Annotated in this window: 15 protein-coding genes; 13 read left to right on the top strand and 2 right to left on the bottom strand. The window is 57.2% G+C overall.

Annotated features, from left to right (window positions below):
• Positions 1 to 3 precede the first annotated feature (3 nt).
• From AC2TF6_RS21110 to cysK, 4 genes are all read left to right on the top strand, one after another.
• Positions 4 to 486, top strand: a complete 483-nt coding sequence (locus AC2TF6_RS21110) for a DinB family protein (RefSeq protein WP_491308352.1) — start codon at positions 4 to 6, stop codon at positions 484 to 486.
• 25 nt (positions 487 to 511) lie between these two features.
• Positions 512 to 1837, top strand: coding sequence for an LLM class flavin-dependent oxidoreductase (locus tag AC2TF6_RS21105; RefSeq protein WP_491308351.1), 1326 nt, complete (start codon positions 512 to 514; stop codon positions 1835 to 1837).
• Between the two features lie 187 nt (positions 1838 to 2024).
• Positions 2025 to 2588, top strand: coding sequence for an OsmC family protein (locus tag AC2TF6_RS21100; protein WP_491308350.1), 564 nt, complete (start codon positions 2025 to 2027; stop codon positions 2586 to 2588).
• 35 nt (positions 2589 to 2623) lie between these two features.
• On the top strand, positions 2624 to 3589 hold the full coding sequence (gene cysK / locus AC2TF6_RS21095) for a cysteine synthase A (RefSeq protein ID WP_491308349.1): 966 nt from the start codon (positions 2624 to 2626) through the stop codon (positions 3587 to 3589).
• Between the two features lie 409 nt (positions 3590 to 3998).
• Here cysK and AC2TF6_RS21090 read toward each other — a convergent pair whose 3' ends face one another.
• Positions 3999 to 5345 carry an LLM class flavin-dependent oxidoreductase gene (locus tag AC2TF6_RS21090; protein ID WP_491308348.1) on the bottom strand — a complete coding sequence of 449 codons (1347 nt, stop codon included), beginning with the start codon at positions 5343 to 5345 and terminating at the stop codon, positions 3999 to 4001.
• A 277-nt stretch (positions 5346 to 5622) separates the two neighbouring features.
• Here AC2TF6_RS21090 and AC2TF6_RS21085 point away from each other — a divergent pair, with 277 nt between their 5' ends.
• From AC2TF6_RS21085 to AC2TF6_RS21065, 5 genes are all read left to right on the top strand, one after another.
• The gene (locus AC2TF6_RS21085) at positions 5623 to 6408 is read left to right on the top strand and encodes a methionine ABC transporter ATP-binding protein (protein ID WP_491308347.1); all 786 of its coding nucleotides are present in this window, start codon (positions 5623 to 5625) and stop codon (positions 6406 to 6408) included.
• Positions 6405 to 7073: a methionine ABC transporter permease gene (locus tag AC2TF6_RS21080; RefSeq protein ID WP_491308346.1), complete on the top strand. Its 669-nt coding sequence runs from the start codon at positions 6405 to 6407 to the stop codon at positions 7071 to 7073. Before AC2TF6_RS21085 ends, AC2TF6_RS21080 begins: the two co-directional genes overlap by 4 nt.
• 59 nt (positions 7074 to 7132) lie before the next feature.
• Positions 7133 to 7999, top strand: coding sequence for a MetQ/NlpA family ABC transporter substrate-binding protein (locus AC2TF6_RS21075; RefSeq protein ID WP_491308345.1), 867 nt, complete (start codon positions 7133 to 7135; stop codon positions 7997 to 7999).
• 290 nt (positions 8000 to 8289) lie between these two features.
• Entirely contained in the window at positions 8290 to 8784 is a 495-nt protein-coding gene (locus tag AC2TF6_RS21070; RefSeq protein WP_491308344.1) for a hypothetical protein, read from the top strand.
• A gap of 120 nt (positions 8785 to 8904) precedes the next feature.
• Positions 8905 to 9960, top strand: coding sequence for a CotH kinase family protein (locus AC2TF6_RS21065; RefSeq protein WP_491308343.1), 1056 nt, complete (start codon positions 8905 to 8907; stop codon positions 9958 to 9960).
• A gap of 11 nt (positions 9961 to 9971) precedes the next feature.
• On the opposite strand, the gene AC2TF6_RS21060 is transcribed toward AC2TF6_RS21065, so the two are convergent.
• On the bottom strand, positions 9972 to 10982 hold the full coding sequence (locus tag AC2TF6_RS21060; RefSeq protein ID WP_491308342.1) for a LacI family DNA-binding transcriptional regulator: 1011 nt from the start codon (positions 10980 to 10982) through the stop codon (positions 9972 to 9974).
• Positions 10983 to 11114: 132 nt separating this feature from the next.
• Between AC2TF6_RS21060 and fucU the strand changes: the two genes are divergently transcribed.
• The 4 genes from fucU to AC2TF6_RS21040 all read left to right on the top strand — a co-directional run bounded on the left by fucU (position 11115) and on the right by AC2TF6_RS21040 (position 15603).
• Positions 11115 to 11540 (top strand): L-fucose mutarotase, encoded by a 426-nt coding sequence (gene fucU, locus AC2TF6_RS21055; RefSeq protein WP_491308341.1) that lies wholly within the window; start codon positions 11115 to 11117, stop codon positions 11538 to 11540.
• 64 nt (positions 11541 to 11604) lie between these two features.
• Positions 11605 to 13395 (top strand): L-fucose isomerase, encoded by a 1791-nt coding sequence (locus AC2TF6_RS21050; RefSeq protein ID WP_491308340.1) that lies wholly within the window; start codon positions 11605 to 11607, stop codon positions 13393 to 13395.
• Positions 13396 to 13420: 25 nt separating this feature from the next.
• Positions 13421 to 14944, top strand: a complete 1524-nt coding sequence (locus AC2TF6_RS21045; RefSeq protein WP_491308339.1) for a rhamnulokinase — start codon at positions 13421 to 13423, stop codon at positions 14942 to 14944.
• Positions 14941 to 15603 (top strand): class II aldolase/adducin family protein, encoded by a 663-nt coding sequence (locus AC2TF6_RS21040; RefSeq protein WP_491308338.1) that lies wholly within the window; start codon positions 14941 to 14943, stop codon positions 15601 to 15603. Before AC2TF6_RS21045 ends, AC2TF6_RS21040 begins: the two co-directional genes overlap by 4 nt.
• Positions 15604 to 15638: the final 35 nt, after the last annotated feature.

Genomic DNA, 15638 nt, shown 5'->3' with positions numbered 1-15638 from the left:
ACAATGAGCGGTTCCGGCATTTTAAACGTAGATATCCAACTTTATTTATCGGTTTACGATCAATTGAAACTGGCGGTCGCGGGACTGGACGAAGAGCAGCTCAAGCGGAAAGAAGCTCCGGGAAAATGGAGCATTACGGAGGTGCTGGCGCATCTGGCCGACCACAATATCGTGGTCTCGTTTCGCATCCGCGAAATTTTGGCGGGCTCGGATAAGACCCTGCCGGGATTCGCCCAGGACCCGTGGGTGGAAGGACAGCGGGCGAACGAAAGCGGCGCTTCCGATATATTGGACGCTTATGCGGCACTGCTGCACTACAACGCGGTATTGTTCCGGCGGCTTACGGAGGAAGACTGGGAGAAAACCGGTGTCAATTTCAAAGGGGAGACCGTCACCCTGGCGTCTGTCGTGAATGCTTTTACGGCGCACGTGCAAACTCATCTGGCGCAAATCGAACGGATCAAATCACGGGTAGCGGCTGTATAAGAAAAGCGGAAGGGGAGGAACGATTATGAGTAAAAAAAGACAGTTAAAGCTGGGCGCGCTTCTGCATGGGGTCGGCGGTAACCCGGCGATGTGGAGACACCCGGATGCGCAGCCGGACGCGAGCGTGAATATCGAGCTGTACAAAAAATGGGTGCGGAAGGCGGAAGCGGGCAAGTTCGATCTGATCTTCATTGCCGACGGCTTGTATATCAACGAGAAGTCGATCCCGCATTTCCTGAACCGTTTTGAACCGATTACGATTCTGAGCGCTCTGGCTGCCGTGAGTACACACATCGGCCTCGTCGGAACCCTGTCGACCTCGTACAGCGAACCGTTTACGGTCGCCCGGCAGTTCGCTTCCCTCGACGCCATCAGCGGCGGGCGCGCGGGGTGGAACGTCGTCACTTCACCGCTCGAAGGGTCCGCGTTAAATTACGGCAAATCGCATCCCGAACACGATCTGCGCTACAAAATCGCGGAAGAATACTTGGATGTGACGAAAGGATTGTGGGATTCGTGGGAAGACGACGCTTTCGTACGGGATAAGGAATCCGGCGTATTTTTCGATCCGGAGAAGCTGCACACCTTGAATCACCAGGGGGAATTTTTCTCCGTCCGGGGACCGCTGAACATTGCCCGTTCCAGACAGGGGCAGCCGGTTATTTTCCAGGCGGGAGCCTCTGAAGTGGGCAAAAACTATGCGGCTAAAGTGGCGGACGCCATTTTCGCCGGGCACGAAAACCTGGAAGACGCCGTCCGTTTCTACAAGGAAGTGAAGGAGAGGGCCGCTTCGCACGGGCGTTCGCCGGACGAAGTGCTTATTTTCCCGGGCATCGGGCCGATTATCGGATCGACCGAGGAGGAAGCGGAGCGCAAGTACCAGGAGGTTGCGGACCTGGTGACGATCGAGACGGCGCTCGATTATTTGGGCCGTTTTTTCGAGCATCACGATTTCTCGCAGTATCCCCTGGATGAGCCGTTCCCGGATCTCGGCGATCTTGGCAAGAACAGCTTCCAAAGCGGGACCGACAAAATCAAGCAGGAAGCGAAAGAGAAAAACCTCACGCTTCGTCAGGTAGCTTTGCAGGCCGCAACGCCCAAAGGACGTTTCGTCGGAACGCCCGAGAAGGTCGCGGACCTTATCCAGGAGTATTTCGAAGCGGGCGCCGTGGACGGCTTTATGCTTTCCGCCGCCGTACCGAGCGGGCTGGAGGATTTCGTGGATCATGTGGTGCCGATCCTTCAGCAGCGCGGCATTTTCCGTACGGAGTACGAAAGCGATACGCTCCGGGGCAACCTCGGGCTGCCGATACCGGCCAACCGGTATACGAAACAGCCGGAGACAGTTTGAACCGGTTTGATAGAGTTTGGCTGCGTTGCTGCGCTGTTGCGTAGATTATGCGTGTGGAATCAGTGCCGTGGGCGGGGAGTCCGCTCGTCGGGCGGTCGTAACCTGACCCGTTCTGAAGGGGTTCTTTAGGGCGGGCGGGGCTAGTTAAGGAGCAGCAGTTCAATCCATGGGAACGGGAGTGAGCGATATGAGCCAGTTAAACGATTATTTAGCCGCCAAAAAGAAGTCTCTGGAGGAGCGCGAGGAGGAGCGCAAACGAGTCGCGAATCAGCCGTCGGACGTGCTGAAGGCCAAGGTAAGAGCCAAGGACCGGAGCGGCGTAAGGGAAATCCGTATCCGGAATTTCCAAATTCTTAGCGACAGCCTGCCGGATTTCGCCGGATTCGACCTCGGGCCGAATTCGGCGGAGATTCAGCTCGGCGTTCTCGGAAGCTGCCTGACGCACATCACGCTGATTCAGGCCGCCCTGCGCGGAGTTCCGCTGGAATCGCTGGAAGTGGAGGTCGAAGGCGAGCTGCATAAGTTTGCCGGAAAAGACGGCTACGAGGAGATTCCTTTCTGGCCTCACAACATCCGCTACACCCTGCACATCGAGTCGGCCGCTTCCAAGGAAGAAATCGCCGAGCTTCACCGGGGAGTTGAGGAAGTCTGCCCTATCTTAAATTTGCTTCAAAGACCTCAGGAAATAACGGGCAAGGTCCTGCATTCTTCCGGCAACGGAGAGGCGGGAGAAGTAACGATCGGAAGCTGACATCACGATCCGGGAGGCGGGAGGAGGCGGCTCTCATGTCTGCAAGAGACGGAGAAAAGGTTGAAGGCGCCGGACACAGTCCCGCAATGGCGGGCAGCGTACTGGAGCTGATCGGGGATACTCCGGTCGTCCGTATCCGGAGGCTGTCGGGTGAGAACGACGCCGAGCTTTACGTCAAGCTGGAGTCGTTCAACCCCGGCGGAAGCGTGAAAGATCGTGCGGCCCGGCACATGATCGGGCAGGCCGAACGGGACGGCAGGCTGCTCCCCGGCGGAACGATCATCGAAGTGACCAGCGGAAACACGGGCATCGGCATGGCGATGGTGGCGGCCGTCAAGGGATACAGGCTTATCGTAATCATGTCCGATAACATGTCGGCGGAGCGTACGGGAATTCTGCAAGCGTATGGGGCGGAAGTTGTCCTCTACCCGGCGGAAGAAAAGATCGAAGGCGGCCTCCGCAGGGCCAGGGAGCTGGAAAAGCGGATTCCCGGCAGCTTCGTTCCCGTCCAGTTCGAGAATGCCGGCAACGCCGACGTTCACCGGTTTACGACCGCTTCGGAAATATGGGAGCAGATGCAGGGAAGGCTGGACGCATTCGTATGTACCTCGGGCACCGGAGGCACGATAACGGGCACGGGGGAGTCGCTTAAATCCAGACTGCCGGATTTGCGCATTTATGTCGTCGAATCGCGCTGTTCGCCTCTACTCTCCGGCGGCGAGCCGGGGACTCACCGTATCCCGGGAATCAGTCCCAGCTTTATTCCGCCGGTTCTCAACACGCAGCTCTACGACGAGGTGCTGCAGATCGGGGACGAGGACGCGCATGAGACGGCCAGAGAGCTGGCCCGCCGGGAAGGGCTGCTTCTCGGGCCTTCCTCGGGAGCGGCCGTGTGGGCGGGTATGCGGATTGCCCGGAAGCTCGGAAGAGGGAAGAAGGTGCTCTGCATCGCTCCCGATACGGGGGAGCGATATTTAAGCACGGGGCTATACGATGCTTGAAGCCATGTCTCCGTTTACCTTAGCAGCTACTGCATCGCCGGGAAGCGGGGGCGTGAACGCGCAGCGAATGACATCACGCCGGGCGGGGCCCGGAGAAACACACACGCTCCAGCGTAACAGCGAACCGCTTACGTGCCGATGCGACGGTCATCCAGGCAGCGAAGCGCGTATGCGGCAAAGCCGGCATCAAGAGCGTAGCAAGCAGCATAAGCCCAGCTAGCATAAAGAACACAGAGCGAGTGCGCACGCGTCCAAGCGAGTATACAAGATCGCATCGAGCCCGCACGCGCCAAAAGGAGCCCGTGGAATCCGGGCTCCTTTTCTATGGGCTTTTGCGGCGGCACATACCCGCTGCAAAAGCCCGCCACGAAGCAAGCGGCCGCCTTCCGGCGCGCTCGCGAGCGCCCGTTTACGGGCGGGATACTTCCTCCCGGGCATAGCGGTTCTCCGGCACGCGCAGACCGAGGTGCTCTCTGAGCATATCCCCCGCATACTCCGTGCGGAACAGCCCGCGCTGCTGGAGAAGCGGGACGACTTCCTCCACGAAATCGTGAAGTCCGTCCGGCAGCAGCGGGGCCATCAGCATAAAGCCGTCGGCTGCGCGCTCCGTAAACCACTCTTCGAGCGTATCCGCAATTTTCTCCGGCGTGCCGACCCAGTCTTCCCGGCTGAAGGAGCCCGTAAGAAGGGAGTAGACTTCACGGAGCGTCGGATTCTCCCGGGTAATGACAGGCTGGTGCTTCCAGTAATCGGATTTGTCCAGCTCAAGGCGGTCCAGTCCCGCATCGGCGGCACGGGATTCCAGCGTTAAGCCCGCGAAATCGACACCCGGGAAATAGTCTTGCAGGAAGCTGAAACCCGTTTCCTCGGAAATATACGACTCGAGCTGCCTGTATTTCTCGTCCGCTTCTTCCTGGGTTCGGCCGATTACCGGAAAAATTCCCTGCAAAATGACGACCTCGTCGGGTGAACGGCCGAAAGAGGCGACTTTGCTTTTGAACGTGTCGTAAAACTCCCGGGCTTCCTGTTTGCTGTACTTGATGGAGAAAATCACTTCCGCCCGCTTGGCGGCGAACTGCTGGCCGGATTCGGAGGTCCCCGCCTGCACCAGCACTGGATACCCCTGAGGTGAACGCGCGATATTCAGCGGCCCCTCGACGGAGAAGAATTCGCCCCGGTGGTTAAGGCGGTGCATTTTACCCGGATGGAAGAAGACACCGCTTTCCTTGTCCTGCACGAAGGCGTCGTCCTCCCACGAATCCCAGAGCCCCGTCACGACCTCGACGAATTCCTCCGCCCTTTTGTAACGGAAGCCGTGCTCCAGATGATCCTGCGCTCCGAAATTCCGGGCCGTGCTGCCGGACAGATCGCGTGTCGTCACGATATTCCAGCCTGCCCGGCCTTTGCTGATCTGATCGACGGACAGCAGGGAACGCGCCAGATTGAACGGCTCGATGTAGGACGTGGAAGCGGTGGCGACGACGCCGATCTTGGATGTGGCGCCCGCAAGCGCGGTAATGAGAGTGAGCGGTTCGAAACGGTTCAGGATATTCGGATGGGAATCCTCATTGATGGCGAGACTGTCCGCGATAAAAGCGATATCGAACTTGCCGCGTTCGGCCGTTTGGGCGAGCGCTTTGTAATAATCGATGGAGATGCTGGCGCTTCGTTGCGCGTTCGGATGTTTCCACGAGGCGACATGCATTCCGGTGCCCACGAGGTAGGCGGATAGCTTGATTTGTCTGTTGGCTGCCAAGGGGGTTCCTCCTTATAACCTAGTTATTTCATAGGAATAATATGTTAAACATTAACATCAAGCTCCGGAGGCCGTCAATCCTCGTTTTTTATTCTCAAAAGGCAGTTGACAAGAGGGGAAAGCTGATATAAATTAAACAAAAGACATTGGTTTAGTCGGAAATAACTTCATAAGTCGTTAGTTGACCAGATAGCTGGAAACTAAGCTCTTTACCGGACGGCCGGTAAGATGGGCTTGGTTTTTTTTATTGAAAAAATTTCCGGGCAGGTGTAGGCACATGATTCTCGTAGAAAATCTGACCAAGTCGTACAAAAGCGCCAGCGGTCCCGTAACGGCCCTGGAAAACATCAATCTGCGCATCCAAAAGGGGGATATTTTCGGCATCATCGGATTTAGCGGGGCGGGGAAATCCACATTAATCCGCTGCCTCAACCGGCTGGAGGAGCCCGATTCGGGCACAGTAGATATCGAGGGACTGCGTATCACCGATCTGGGCGAGAAGGAACTGCGGATGGCCCGCCGCAAAATCGGCATGATTTTTCAACAGTTTAATCTGCTCGATTCCAAAACCGTGTTCCAGAACGTGGCGTTTCCTCTTAAAGTGGCGGGAGTTCCCAAACCGCTTCTGGCTGAGAGAGTGAGGGAGATTCTGGATCTGGTGCAGCTGGGGGACAAAGAGAACGTCTACCCGTCCCAGCTCAGCGGTGGCCAGAAGCAGCGGGTCGGGATTGCCCGGGCGCTTGTGAACGAACCCGATGTGCTTCTGAGCGATGAAGCGACCTCGGCGCTCGATCCGCAAACGACTTATTCCACGCTGGAGCTGCTCAAAGACATTAACCGCCAGCTGAATTTGACGATTGTGCTGATCACGCACGAGCTGGACGTTCTCCAGCACATCTGCCGCAATATGGCGGTCATAGAAAAAGGTAGAATTGTAGAGACCGGAACCGTGGATAAGTTCTTTCTCCAGCCGGAGAGCGATACCGCAAGAAGATTCGTCAGCATTATCGACCATTACCGCAGCAAGCGGACGGTTCTGGAAGGAGCGGGGGCAGGCATATGAGAGACGATTTGGTCGATTTGCTGGTCGAAGGGCTGCAGGAGACGCTTTTCATGGTCGTCTGGTCTTCCCTGTTCGCTTTCCTGCTGGGCAGCGCGCTCGGCATCACTCTGGTGGTTACGGAAAAAGGCGGCATTCTTGCGGCCCCGAAGCTGAATAAAGTGATCGGGACCGCGATCAATGCGGTACGGTCCCTGCCGTTCATTATTCTGATCGTGCTGCTCCTCCCGCTTGCCAGGCTCATTGTCGGCACGACACTGGGACCAACGGCGGCGATTGTGTCCCTTTCGATCGGAGCCGCTCCTTTTCTGGGACGGATTATCGAAAACTCGCTGAAAGAAGTCAGCTCCGGCAAAATCGAAGCGGCCAAATCGGTCGGCGCCTCGCCGTGGACCATCATACTCCGCGTGCTGATTCCGGAGGCGCTTCCGGCCCTGATTCGGGCGGTCACGATCGGCGTCATCGCGATCACGGAATTTACGGCGGTAGCGGGCGCCATCGGCGCGGGAGGCCTCGGCAGCCTGGCCATCCGGTTCGGTTACCAGCGCTTCCGGGAAGATATCCTGATTGCCACCGTTATTCTTATTATTCTGATTGTCCAGATTATCCAGTGGTCCGGCGACTCCATCGCCAAATCGGTCATCCGCAAACGCTACAAACTGGAATAAACGGTCTGTCCGTTTTATCTGTTTTTTATTCATTACATAGAAGAAAGAAGGCGTATTCCATGACACAGACACGATTAAGCGCACTTGCGGCCATTCTGCTGGCTGTCACGTTGACGGCTGCCGGATGCGGAAGTCAAGGCAAAGGCGAGGTTACCGCTTCGGAGAAAACCGGCAGTACGCCGGGAGCGTCCAAAGAACCCGCCAAAGAGGTGAAACTTACCGTAGGAGCAGCGGCCGTTCCGCATGCGGAGATCCTGGAAGTCGTAAAACCGAAATTGAAAGAGCAGGGAATCAACCTGGACATTAAAGTGTTCGATGACGAAGGCCAGTTGAATCCGGCTTTGAAAGACAAACAGATCGACGCGAACTATTTTCAGCACGTGCCGTATCTGGATTCGGTCAAGAAAGAGAAAGGCTTTGACTTTGCGGTGGCCGCCAAGGTTCATGTGGAACCCATCGGATTTTATTCGAGCAAGCTGAAATCCAAGGACGAGATCAAAGACGGCGCGAAGATCGGTATTCCGAACAATCCCTCCAATGAATACCGGGCGCTGGTCCTCCTGCAGCAGCAGGGTCTTATCAAGCTGAAAGAGGGGCTAACCACCTACGAGGCTACGCCGAAGGATATCGCGGATAATCCGAAAAACCTGAAGTTTTTCGAAACGGACTCCGCCACTCTGCCGAGGGCGCTACCGGATTTGGACGGTGCGATTATTAATACCAATCTAGTCCTGGAAGCCAAGCTCGATCCCAAATCGGCCTTATTCCGGGAGGATGCCAACTCTCCTTACGCGAATGTGATCGTAGTCCGCAAAGGCGATGAGAGCCGGGACGAAATCAAAAAGCTTGATGCGGCGCTTACCGGTCCGGAAGTGAAGAAATTTATCCAGGACAAATACGGCGTTGCCGTTGTCCCGGCTTTTTAAAGGCCCTAATCGTATGTCCGAAAAAAAGACGCACAGACCGAATTCCGGGCTGGGGCGTTTTTTTGTCTATTAGCTCGGTTTTTAGCGGCGGATATTTCAAAAACGGGATAAGGGTACACCATTGACCATACCAATCTGCAAGTAAGCTCATATGTATATACTATCTTGATAGATGGAGGGTAGTTCAAATGAGCGAGTATCCCGATTTATTTGAAAGTTGGTGGGCAAAGGATGAACGAGCTCAGTCGGTTGAAGGTATAAAAGAACCTCCCGGTTTTCAGGGGGATCGTTTGGACTGGCGTACAACAGGGGATCCGGCAAGGGACAACCGGACAAGGGGAAGCCGTTCCGCAGATCACCGGACAAGGGGAAGCCGTTCCACAGATCACCGGACTTCGGGTAACCGCACAGGCGGCAGTCGGACCTTAGGCCATCGTACAGCAGGTGGCCGGAGCGAAGGAAACCGAAACGAAGGAAATCGCACGCGGGGTAACCGGACGGAAGGGCGGAGAGACTATTACGGCGGGCAGTACCCGCAAAACCATCCCGGAGGAATCTGGTCGAATCCCTGGAACGCACCTGCGGATCGACCGGAGTGGGAGTTCGCGAGGGAAGATCGCACCGGGGACAGGCATACCGGAGGCAGTCGTACCGAAGGCAGCCGTACGAGAGGAAACCGAACCGAAGGGGGCCGTGCGGGAGAAAACCGCACGCCTGGCCGCCGGGCACACGGGCTCCCCGCACGCCTGGCCGCTCCCGTATCTAAAGCGACCAGAAAACGTTAGGCTGAACTTTGTCGGTCCGCGCTGTGCCGCGGCGCCTGCATTTCGCATAAGGTAACGTAACAAGAACAGCCTATCCTGACGGATAGGCTGTTTTCTTATAGCGAAAGGCGGAGGAATCTGATGTCGCTTCCTCATTTTCAACTGACAATCGGTTCCGGAGCGGACCATAAACTCCGGCAAAACGTATGGAGCAGCCGCTTCGTACCGGCGATTTTATCGGACGGGAGCAGCAGCGTGCCTATCCGGATCGGATACCGGGGCGGGCATACCCGCGAATATGCGAAAAAGTCGTATGAAATCCGGATGAAGGGCAGGACCTATCATCTGAATGCCGAATACGACGATCCTTCGCTGATCCGCAATGCGCTGTCGTTCCGGTTTTTCCGGATGATCGGCGTGCCGAGTCCGCATACCCGCCATGTCGTACTGACGATCGACGGCAGAAACGAAGGCGTGTATGTGCTGATCGAGGCGGTTAAGCGGTCTTTTTTCCGGCGGAGGGGGATTCTCATGAAGTCTCTCCTGTATGCAAGCAACGACCGTGCGAATTTTTCACTGAAAGAACCGGATACCCGCAAGCGAAAAAAGACCTTGTTTGCCGGCTACGATCTCATGATCGGAACGGGTCAGGACAGGGACAAGATGAAAGCGTTCATCCGATCCATGCATGCGCTTAAAGGAGACCGGCTGAAGGCTTTTCTGGGTAAGCACGTGGATCTCGACAATTACTTGCGGTGGCTGGCCGGGGCCGTGATGACGGGGAATTATGACGGTTTCGAGCATAACTATGCGATCTACGAGCATAAACCGACCCGGAGGTACCGGATGATTCCGTGGGACTATGAAGGCACTTGGGGGCGGAATTGTTACGGGAAAAGAGTAAACAGTAATCTCGTGAGGATCACCGGGTATAACGACTTGACCGAAAAAGTGCTGGAAAGCAAGGAGGCGCGCCAGCGGTACAAGGCTCTTTTGAAACACCTTACGGGCACGGCGTTTACGAAGGACCGGATTATGCCCGTAGTGTACGAGATGCACGGACGCATTGCCCGGGATGTATATAAGGACACCGGCCGTCAAAAAAGTCTGTCCCTATTCCGGTCGGAGCCTGAAGTGATCGAGCAGTATATCGAAGACCGGCGGAAAGACATCCAAGAAGGAATCCGGCTGTTATAAGTCAGTCCGGCTTACCTGTCCCATGTGCGGGTCGAGGAACGGATGAGTAGTTCGGAGGGCAGCATGATTTTGCGGCTTTCGGAACCGGGGCCGTTCTCGATCCGTTCGATCAGAAGCTGCATGCCGAGGGCACCGAACTGATACGCGGGCTGGGAGGCTACCGTCAGAAAAGGATTGACGGTCTCGGCGGGACCGAAATCGTCGAAGCAGACAACCGATACATCTTCCGGAACGGACAAGCCTCTCTGACGGAGCGCTTGAATAATCCCCACGGCGAGCAGGTTGTTGGCCGCGAAAATCGCCGTCGGCGGGGAAGGAAGCGCGAGCAGCGCCTGCAGCGAGGCCTCGTCCTGAAACTCGCGGTAGTTCAGCGACACAACCAGGCTCTCGTCGAGAGGCAGTCCGCCGAGCAGATGAGCTTCCCGGTAGCCGGTATACCGGAGCCGGGCCGTAGATACATCGGGCGAGCCGTTGACCAGGGCGATGCGCCGATGGCCGAGGCCGATCAGGTGCTCGACCAGTTTTCTCGCCCCTTCTTTGCTGTCGCCGAGGACGACATCCGTTTCGATGCCGGGCACTTCACGGTCCAGAATCACGAACGGAATCCCGTGCTTCTGCAGCTGCCGGAGCTGCTCAAGGGAGGCGTCTCCGGTAGGCGCGAACAGGACGCCGTCCACCCGAGTGGAGAGAATCATCTCCACGTAGTCTTTTTCCTTGCCGTAATCCTCGTCGCTGTTGCCGAAGAGAAGCTTGTATCCCGACCGCTTCGCCGTATCCTCGGCTCCCCGCGCAATCGTGGTGTAAAAAGGATTCGTAATATCCGTGATCAACAGCGACAACAGCTTCGTTTTTTGCAGAACGAGGCCGCGGGCCATGGAGTTGGGGATATAATTCAGCTCTTCCATCACCTTGCGGACGCGCTTGCGGGTCGCCTCGCTGATTCTTCCGGAGTTATTGATAACTCTGGAAACGGTCATGGCGGAGACATTTGCTTTTTCGGCTATATCATAGATGGTAATCAATCGTTATCACCTTTTCATGCTTGAGTGAGTTTATTGTATAAAAGAAAACCGTTGACAGCAAGAGAGGCAGCTGTTAATTTTGTGTTATCGGTAACTCTAACTCTACCTGAATTGCAGAGAGGAGACAAGCGGATGTTGAAAGGAATTCCATCCATTCTTTCGCCGGAGCTTCTGAAAGTGCTGATGGAAATGGGCCATGGGGACGAAATCGTTCTGGGGGACGGCAACTTTCCGGCGGCGAGCCATGCCAAACGTCTGGTCCGCTGCGACGGTCACGGCGTGCCCGAGCTTCTGGAGGCGGTTCTTGCCTTGTTCCCGCTCGATACATACGGAGATCAGCCGGTTGCGCTTATGGCGGTCGTTCCGGGCGATCCGGTTCAGCCGGTGATTTGGGAAACGTATGGCGAATTGGTCGGAAGGCATTTGCCTGGCGCCCCGATGGGACAGCTGGAACGATTCGCTTTCTACGCACGGGCTAAAGAAGCTTATGCCATTGTCGCCACAAGTGAAAGCGCTTTATATGCCAACGTTATTTTGAGAAAAGGCGTCGTTACGTGACGTGTCTGTGAAGGATATTTTTTACGAAATGGTTTATCGATAACTCAATGAGGAGGAAGATCAAATGAACAACCGCGAACACAGATGGAGCCGTCCTTTTCCGAAAATCGGCATCCGTCCGACCATCGACGGACGCCGCAGAGGGGTGCGCGAGTCGCTTGAAGAACAGACCATGAACATGGCGAAGGCGGCTGCCGCCCTGCTCAGCGGCAATTTGCGCTACCCCGACGGAACGCCGGTGGAATGTGTCATTGCCGACACCTGTATCGGCGGCGTAGCGGAAGCGGCCGCGGCTGCGGACAAATTCGCCCGGTCGGGCGTGGGCGTATCCGTCACCGTGACTCCTTGCTGGTGCTACGGAACCGAGACGATGGATATGAACGCCTCCGTTCCGAATGCCATTTGGGGCTTTAACGGGACGGAGCGTCCGGGAGCCGTTTATTTGGCCGCCGTGCTTTCGGCCCATGCGCAGAAAGGAATTCCGGCGTTCGGAATCTACGGCAAGGATGTGCAGGATACGGGCGCGGCCGGCATTCCCGAAGACGTGCGGGAGAAGCTGCTCCGTTTTGCAAGGGCGGCTCTGGCTGTGGCGGTAATGAAAGGAACGTCCTACTTGTCCGTCGGCTCCGTTTCCATGGGAATTGCGGGTTCGATCGTCAGCGAGGAGCTGTTCCAGAATTACCTCGGCATGCGCAATGAATACGTGGATATGTCGGAGCTTGTCCGCCGGATGGAAGAAGAGATTTACGACAAGGAGGAGTACGGGCTCGCGCTCGCCTGGGTGAAGGACAACTGCAAGGAAGGGCCGGACAACAATCCTGCGGCCATTCAAACGTCCCGGGAACGTAAGGACAAGGACTGGGAAACCGTCGTTAAAATGTCCCTGATCGTCCGTGACCTGATGACCGGGAATCCGAAGCTGGCTGAACTCGGTTTCGGCGAGGAAGCGCTGGGGCATAACGCGATTTTGTCCGGCTTCCAGGGGCAGCGCCACTGGACGGATCACTTCCCGAACGGGGACTTCATGGAAGCGATCCTGAACAGTTCCTTCGACTGGAACGGAAGAAGAGCGCCTTATCTCGTGGCGACCGAGAACGACAGCCTGAACGGCGTTGCGATGCTGATGGGATACCTTCTGACGCACACCGCCCAAATTTTCGCCGACGTCCGCACGTATTGGAGCCCCGAATCGGTGAAGCGCGTGACGGGTTATATGCTGGAAGGAGCCGCGGAGCACGGGATTCTCCATCTCATCAATTCCGGCTCGGCGGCTCTGGACGGTACGGGGCAGCAGTCCCGGGACGGTGCGCCGGCCATGAAGCCTTTTTGGGAGATTACCGAGGAAGAGGTGGGCAAATGCCTTGGTGAAACTTCTTGGCGGCCCGCGGCCGTGGAGTATTTCCGGGGCGGCGGATACTCGTCGGACTTCCTGACGAAGGGCGGGATGCCCGTCACGATGACCCGGATCAATCTGGTGAAGGGCCTCGGTCCGGTGCTTCAGCTTGCCGAGGGCTATACGGTCAATCTGCCGGATAACGTGCACGACGCGCTGGATAAGCGGACCGACCCCACGTGGCCGACGACCTGGTTCGCGCCGATCCTGACAGGAGAAGGCTCTTTCCGCGATGTTTATTCGGTGATGGACAATTGGGGCTCCAATCACGGTTCCGTCAGCTACGGACACATCGGGGCCGATCTCGTTACCTTGGCGGCGATGCTGAGAATTCCCGTTTCCATGCACAATGTCGATGAGAAGAATCTATTCCGGCCGCGCGTATGGAGCTCTTTCGGGACCCGGGATGAAGAAGCGGCGGACTTCCGCGCGTGCGCAAACTTCGGCCCTTTGTATAAATAAAAGCCGGACAGGGAGGGGACTTTTCATGGGAGTAGAGAAGAACGGCCTTCACATGCTGGCCGTGGACTTCGGAGCGAGCAGCGGGCGGACGGTGCTCGGTACTTACAACGGATCACGTCTGGCCGTTGAGGAAATCCACCGCTTCTCCAATGATCCCGTCAGACTAGGCGGCAATCTTCACTGGGATTTTCTGCGGCTGTTTCACGAGATGCTCCAGGGCATCCGGGCCTGTAAGTCGTTTACGGCGGAGGCTCCCGCTTCGCTTGCCGTAGACACGTGGGGCGTGGATTACGGACTTGTGGACGGCAGGGGCAGGCTGCTCGGGAATCCTTACCACTACCGGGATTCACGGAACGAGCCCGCGATGCGGCGGGTACTGAACCGGATACCGGAAGAAGAACTGTACCGGCGCACAGGCATCCAGACCCAGTCCATTAACACGCTGTTTCAGCTCGAAGCGGAAGGGGAGGCGGCCTCCCTGGCCGGCGAGGATGTGCGGATGCTGTTTATGCCCGATTTGTTCCGCTACTATCTATGCGGAGACATTTCGGCGGAATATACCATCGCCAGCACGTCCGGCCTGCTCGACCCGCAGCTGCGCGGCTGGGATGAAGAAGTGCTTGCCCTGCTTCCGCATCCGCGGGCGATGTTCCCTTCCATCGTGATGCCGGGAACCGCCGCAGGCAGTCTGCGCGCCGCATTGGCCGAGGAGCTGCAGATGCGTAGCTTCCCGGTCGTGGCGGCAGCTTCCCATGACACGGCCTCGGCCGTAGTGTCCGTCCCCGCGCAAGCAGGCGGCAGCTATGCGTTTATCAGCTGCGGCACCTGGTCGCTGATGGGGGTGGAGACGGAGCGGCCCGTCATCACCGAACAGAGCCGGATTCTCGCCTTCACGAATGAAGGCGGAGCGGACGGCCGCATCCGGCTGCAGAAGAACATCATGGGCCTATGGCTTTTGCAGGAATGCCGCCGGTACTGGGAGCTGGAAGGCGAAGCGCTCACCTTCGGGGACATGCAGGTGATGGCGGCGGCAGAAGAAGCGGCGGCTGCCTACGTCGATCCGGAAGACCCCGTGTTCCTGGCGCCGGGGAACATGCCGCAGCGCATCCGCAGCTGGTGCGGGCAGACCGGCCAGCCCGTTCCGCAGACGAAGGCGCAGATGATCCGCTGCATCGTGGAAAGCCTGGCGATGAAATTCAGCCAGACCCTCCACGAAATCGAGGAGCTGCTGGGCCGGAGGCTGGAAGCCGTCCATATGGTCGGCGGAGGCATCCGCAACCGGCTGCTCTGCCAGCTGACGGCGAACATCACGGGCCGGTGCGTCATCGCGGGGCCGGTCGAGGCGACTGCCGTCGGCAGCTTGCTTATGCAGGCGAAGGCCCGCGGCGAGCTTCATACCCGGGACGAAATGCGGCAGGTCGTGCTGGCCTCGTTCCCGCCGGATTTGTACTCTCCCGAGGATACCGGCCGGTGGCAGGAAGCTTATGCGCGTTACAGGAAGATCAACGCAAACGCCCATCATTCCGAAAAGGAGCGTCAACGGAAATGACTGAACGGAAAATAAGAGAAGAATTGACGAAGTACGCCGCCAAAAGCGTAGCGAAAGGTCTGGTAGTCGGCCCCGGAGGCAATATCAGCGCAAGATCCGGAGAGTTTATGTACCTGTCGCCCAGCGGATTTGCGCTGGAAGATATCGAGCCGCATCAGTGGGTGCCGGTCCACATTCCTACCGGTGAAATCGGGGATACCCCCTTCCGGCCTTCATCCGAAGTGTTGATGCATCTGTTCTGCTACCGGGTGAACCCTCTGCTTCAGGCTATCGTGCACACGCATCCCGCCTACTGCATTGCCTTGACGCTCGTGGACGACGATCTGCCCATGCTTTTTCCGGATCAGGCGGCTCTCGTAGGGGATGTCGCGTTTATCCCTTATGTCGTGCCGACAACGGACAAACTCGCTCATCTAGTGGCGGAGAAGGCGGACCGTTACAGCTCCATGCTGCTTAAAAATCACGGTCTGGTGACCACGGGCAAAAACCTCCGGGAAGCGTATTACCGGACCGAAGTGATGGAAGAGAGCGCGAAAATTTATATGATCGCCAAATCGGTCGGGGAGCCCAGAAGGCTGACGGAAGAGGAATACAAAGAGATTCAGGGGCTCGAGAGCGAAGCTTACCGGGTTCAGCTGCTTCAAAATATGAAGGAGTAAAAGCGAACAGCCGTTTGAAATGCACCCCTTGTTGT

It is taken from the genome of Paenibacillus sp. JNUCC 35, assembly GCF_058269095.1.
Note: the sequence above shows the minus strand (reverse complement) of the source record. Positions and strands in the feature narration are given on the sequence as shown.

What these genes read in the sequence shown, in the direction of transcription:
- AC2TF6_RS21105 (WP_491308351.1), top strand. Translation starts at nt 512, where the DNA reads ATGAGTAAAAAAAGACAGTTAAAGCTGGGCGCGCTTCTGCATGGGGTC.
- AC2TF6_RS21050 (WP_491308340.1), top strand. Translation starts at nt 11,605, where the DNA reads ATGAACAACCGCGAACACAGATGGAGCCGTCCTTTTCCGAAAATCGGC.
- AC2TF6_RS21085 (WP_491308347.1), top strand. Translation starts at nt 5,623, where the DNA reads ATGATTCTCGTAGAAAATCTGACCAAGTCGTACAAAAGCGCCAGCGGT.
- AC2TF6_RS21065 (WP_491308343.1), top strand. Translation starts at nt 8,905, where the DNA reads ATGTCGCTTCCTCATTTTCAACTGACAATCGGTTCCGGAGCGGACCAT.
- AC2TF6_RS21040 (WP_491308338.1), top strand. Translation starts at nt 14,941, where the DNA reads ATGACTGAACGGAAAATAAGAGAAGAATTGACGAAGTACGCCGCCAAA.
- AC2TF6_RS21075 (WP_491308345.1), top strand. Translation starts at nt 7,133, where the DNA reads ATGACACAGACACGATTAAGCGCACTTGCGGCCATTCTGCTGGCTGTC.
- fucU (WP_491308341.1), top strand. Translation starts at nt 11,115, where the DNA reads ATGTTGAAAGGAATTCCATCCATTCTTTCGCCGGAGCTTCTGAAAGTG.
- cysK (WP_491308349.1), top strand. Translation starts at nt 2,624, where the DNA reads ATGTCTGCAAGAGACGGAGAAAAGGTTGAAGGCGCCGGACACAGTCCC.
- AC2TF6_RS21045 (WP_491308339.1), top strand. Translation starts at nt 13,421, where the DNA reads ATGGGAGTAGAGAAGAACGGCCTTCACATGCTGGCCGTGGACTTCGGA.
- AC2TF6_RS21080 (WP_491308346.1), top strand. Translation starts at nt 6,405, where the DNA reads ATGAGAGACGATTTGGTCGATTTGCTGGTCGAAGGGCTGCAGGAGACG.
- AC2TF6_RS21100 (WP_491308350.1), top strand. Translation starts at nt 2,025, where the DNA reads ATGAGCCAGTTAAACGATTATTTAGCCGCCAAAAAGAAGTCTCTGGAG.
- AC2TF6_RS21110 (WP_491308352.1), top strand. Translation starts at nt 4, where the DNA reads ATGAGCGGTTCCGGCATTTTAAACGTAGATATCCAACTTTATTTATCG.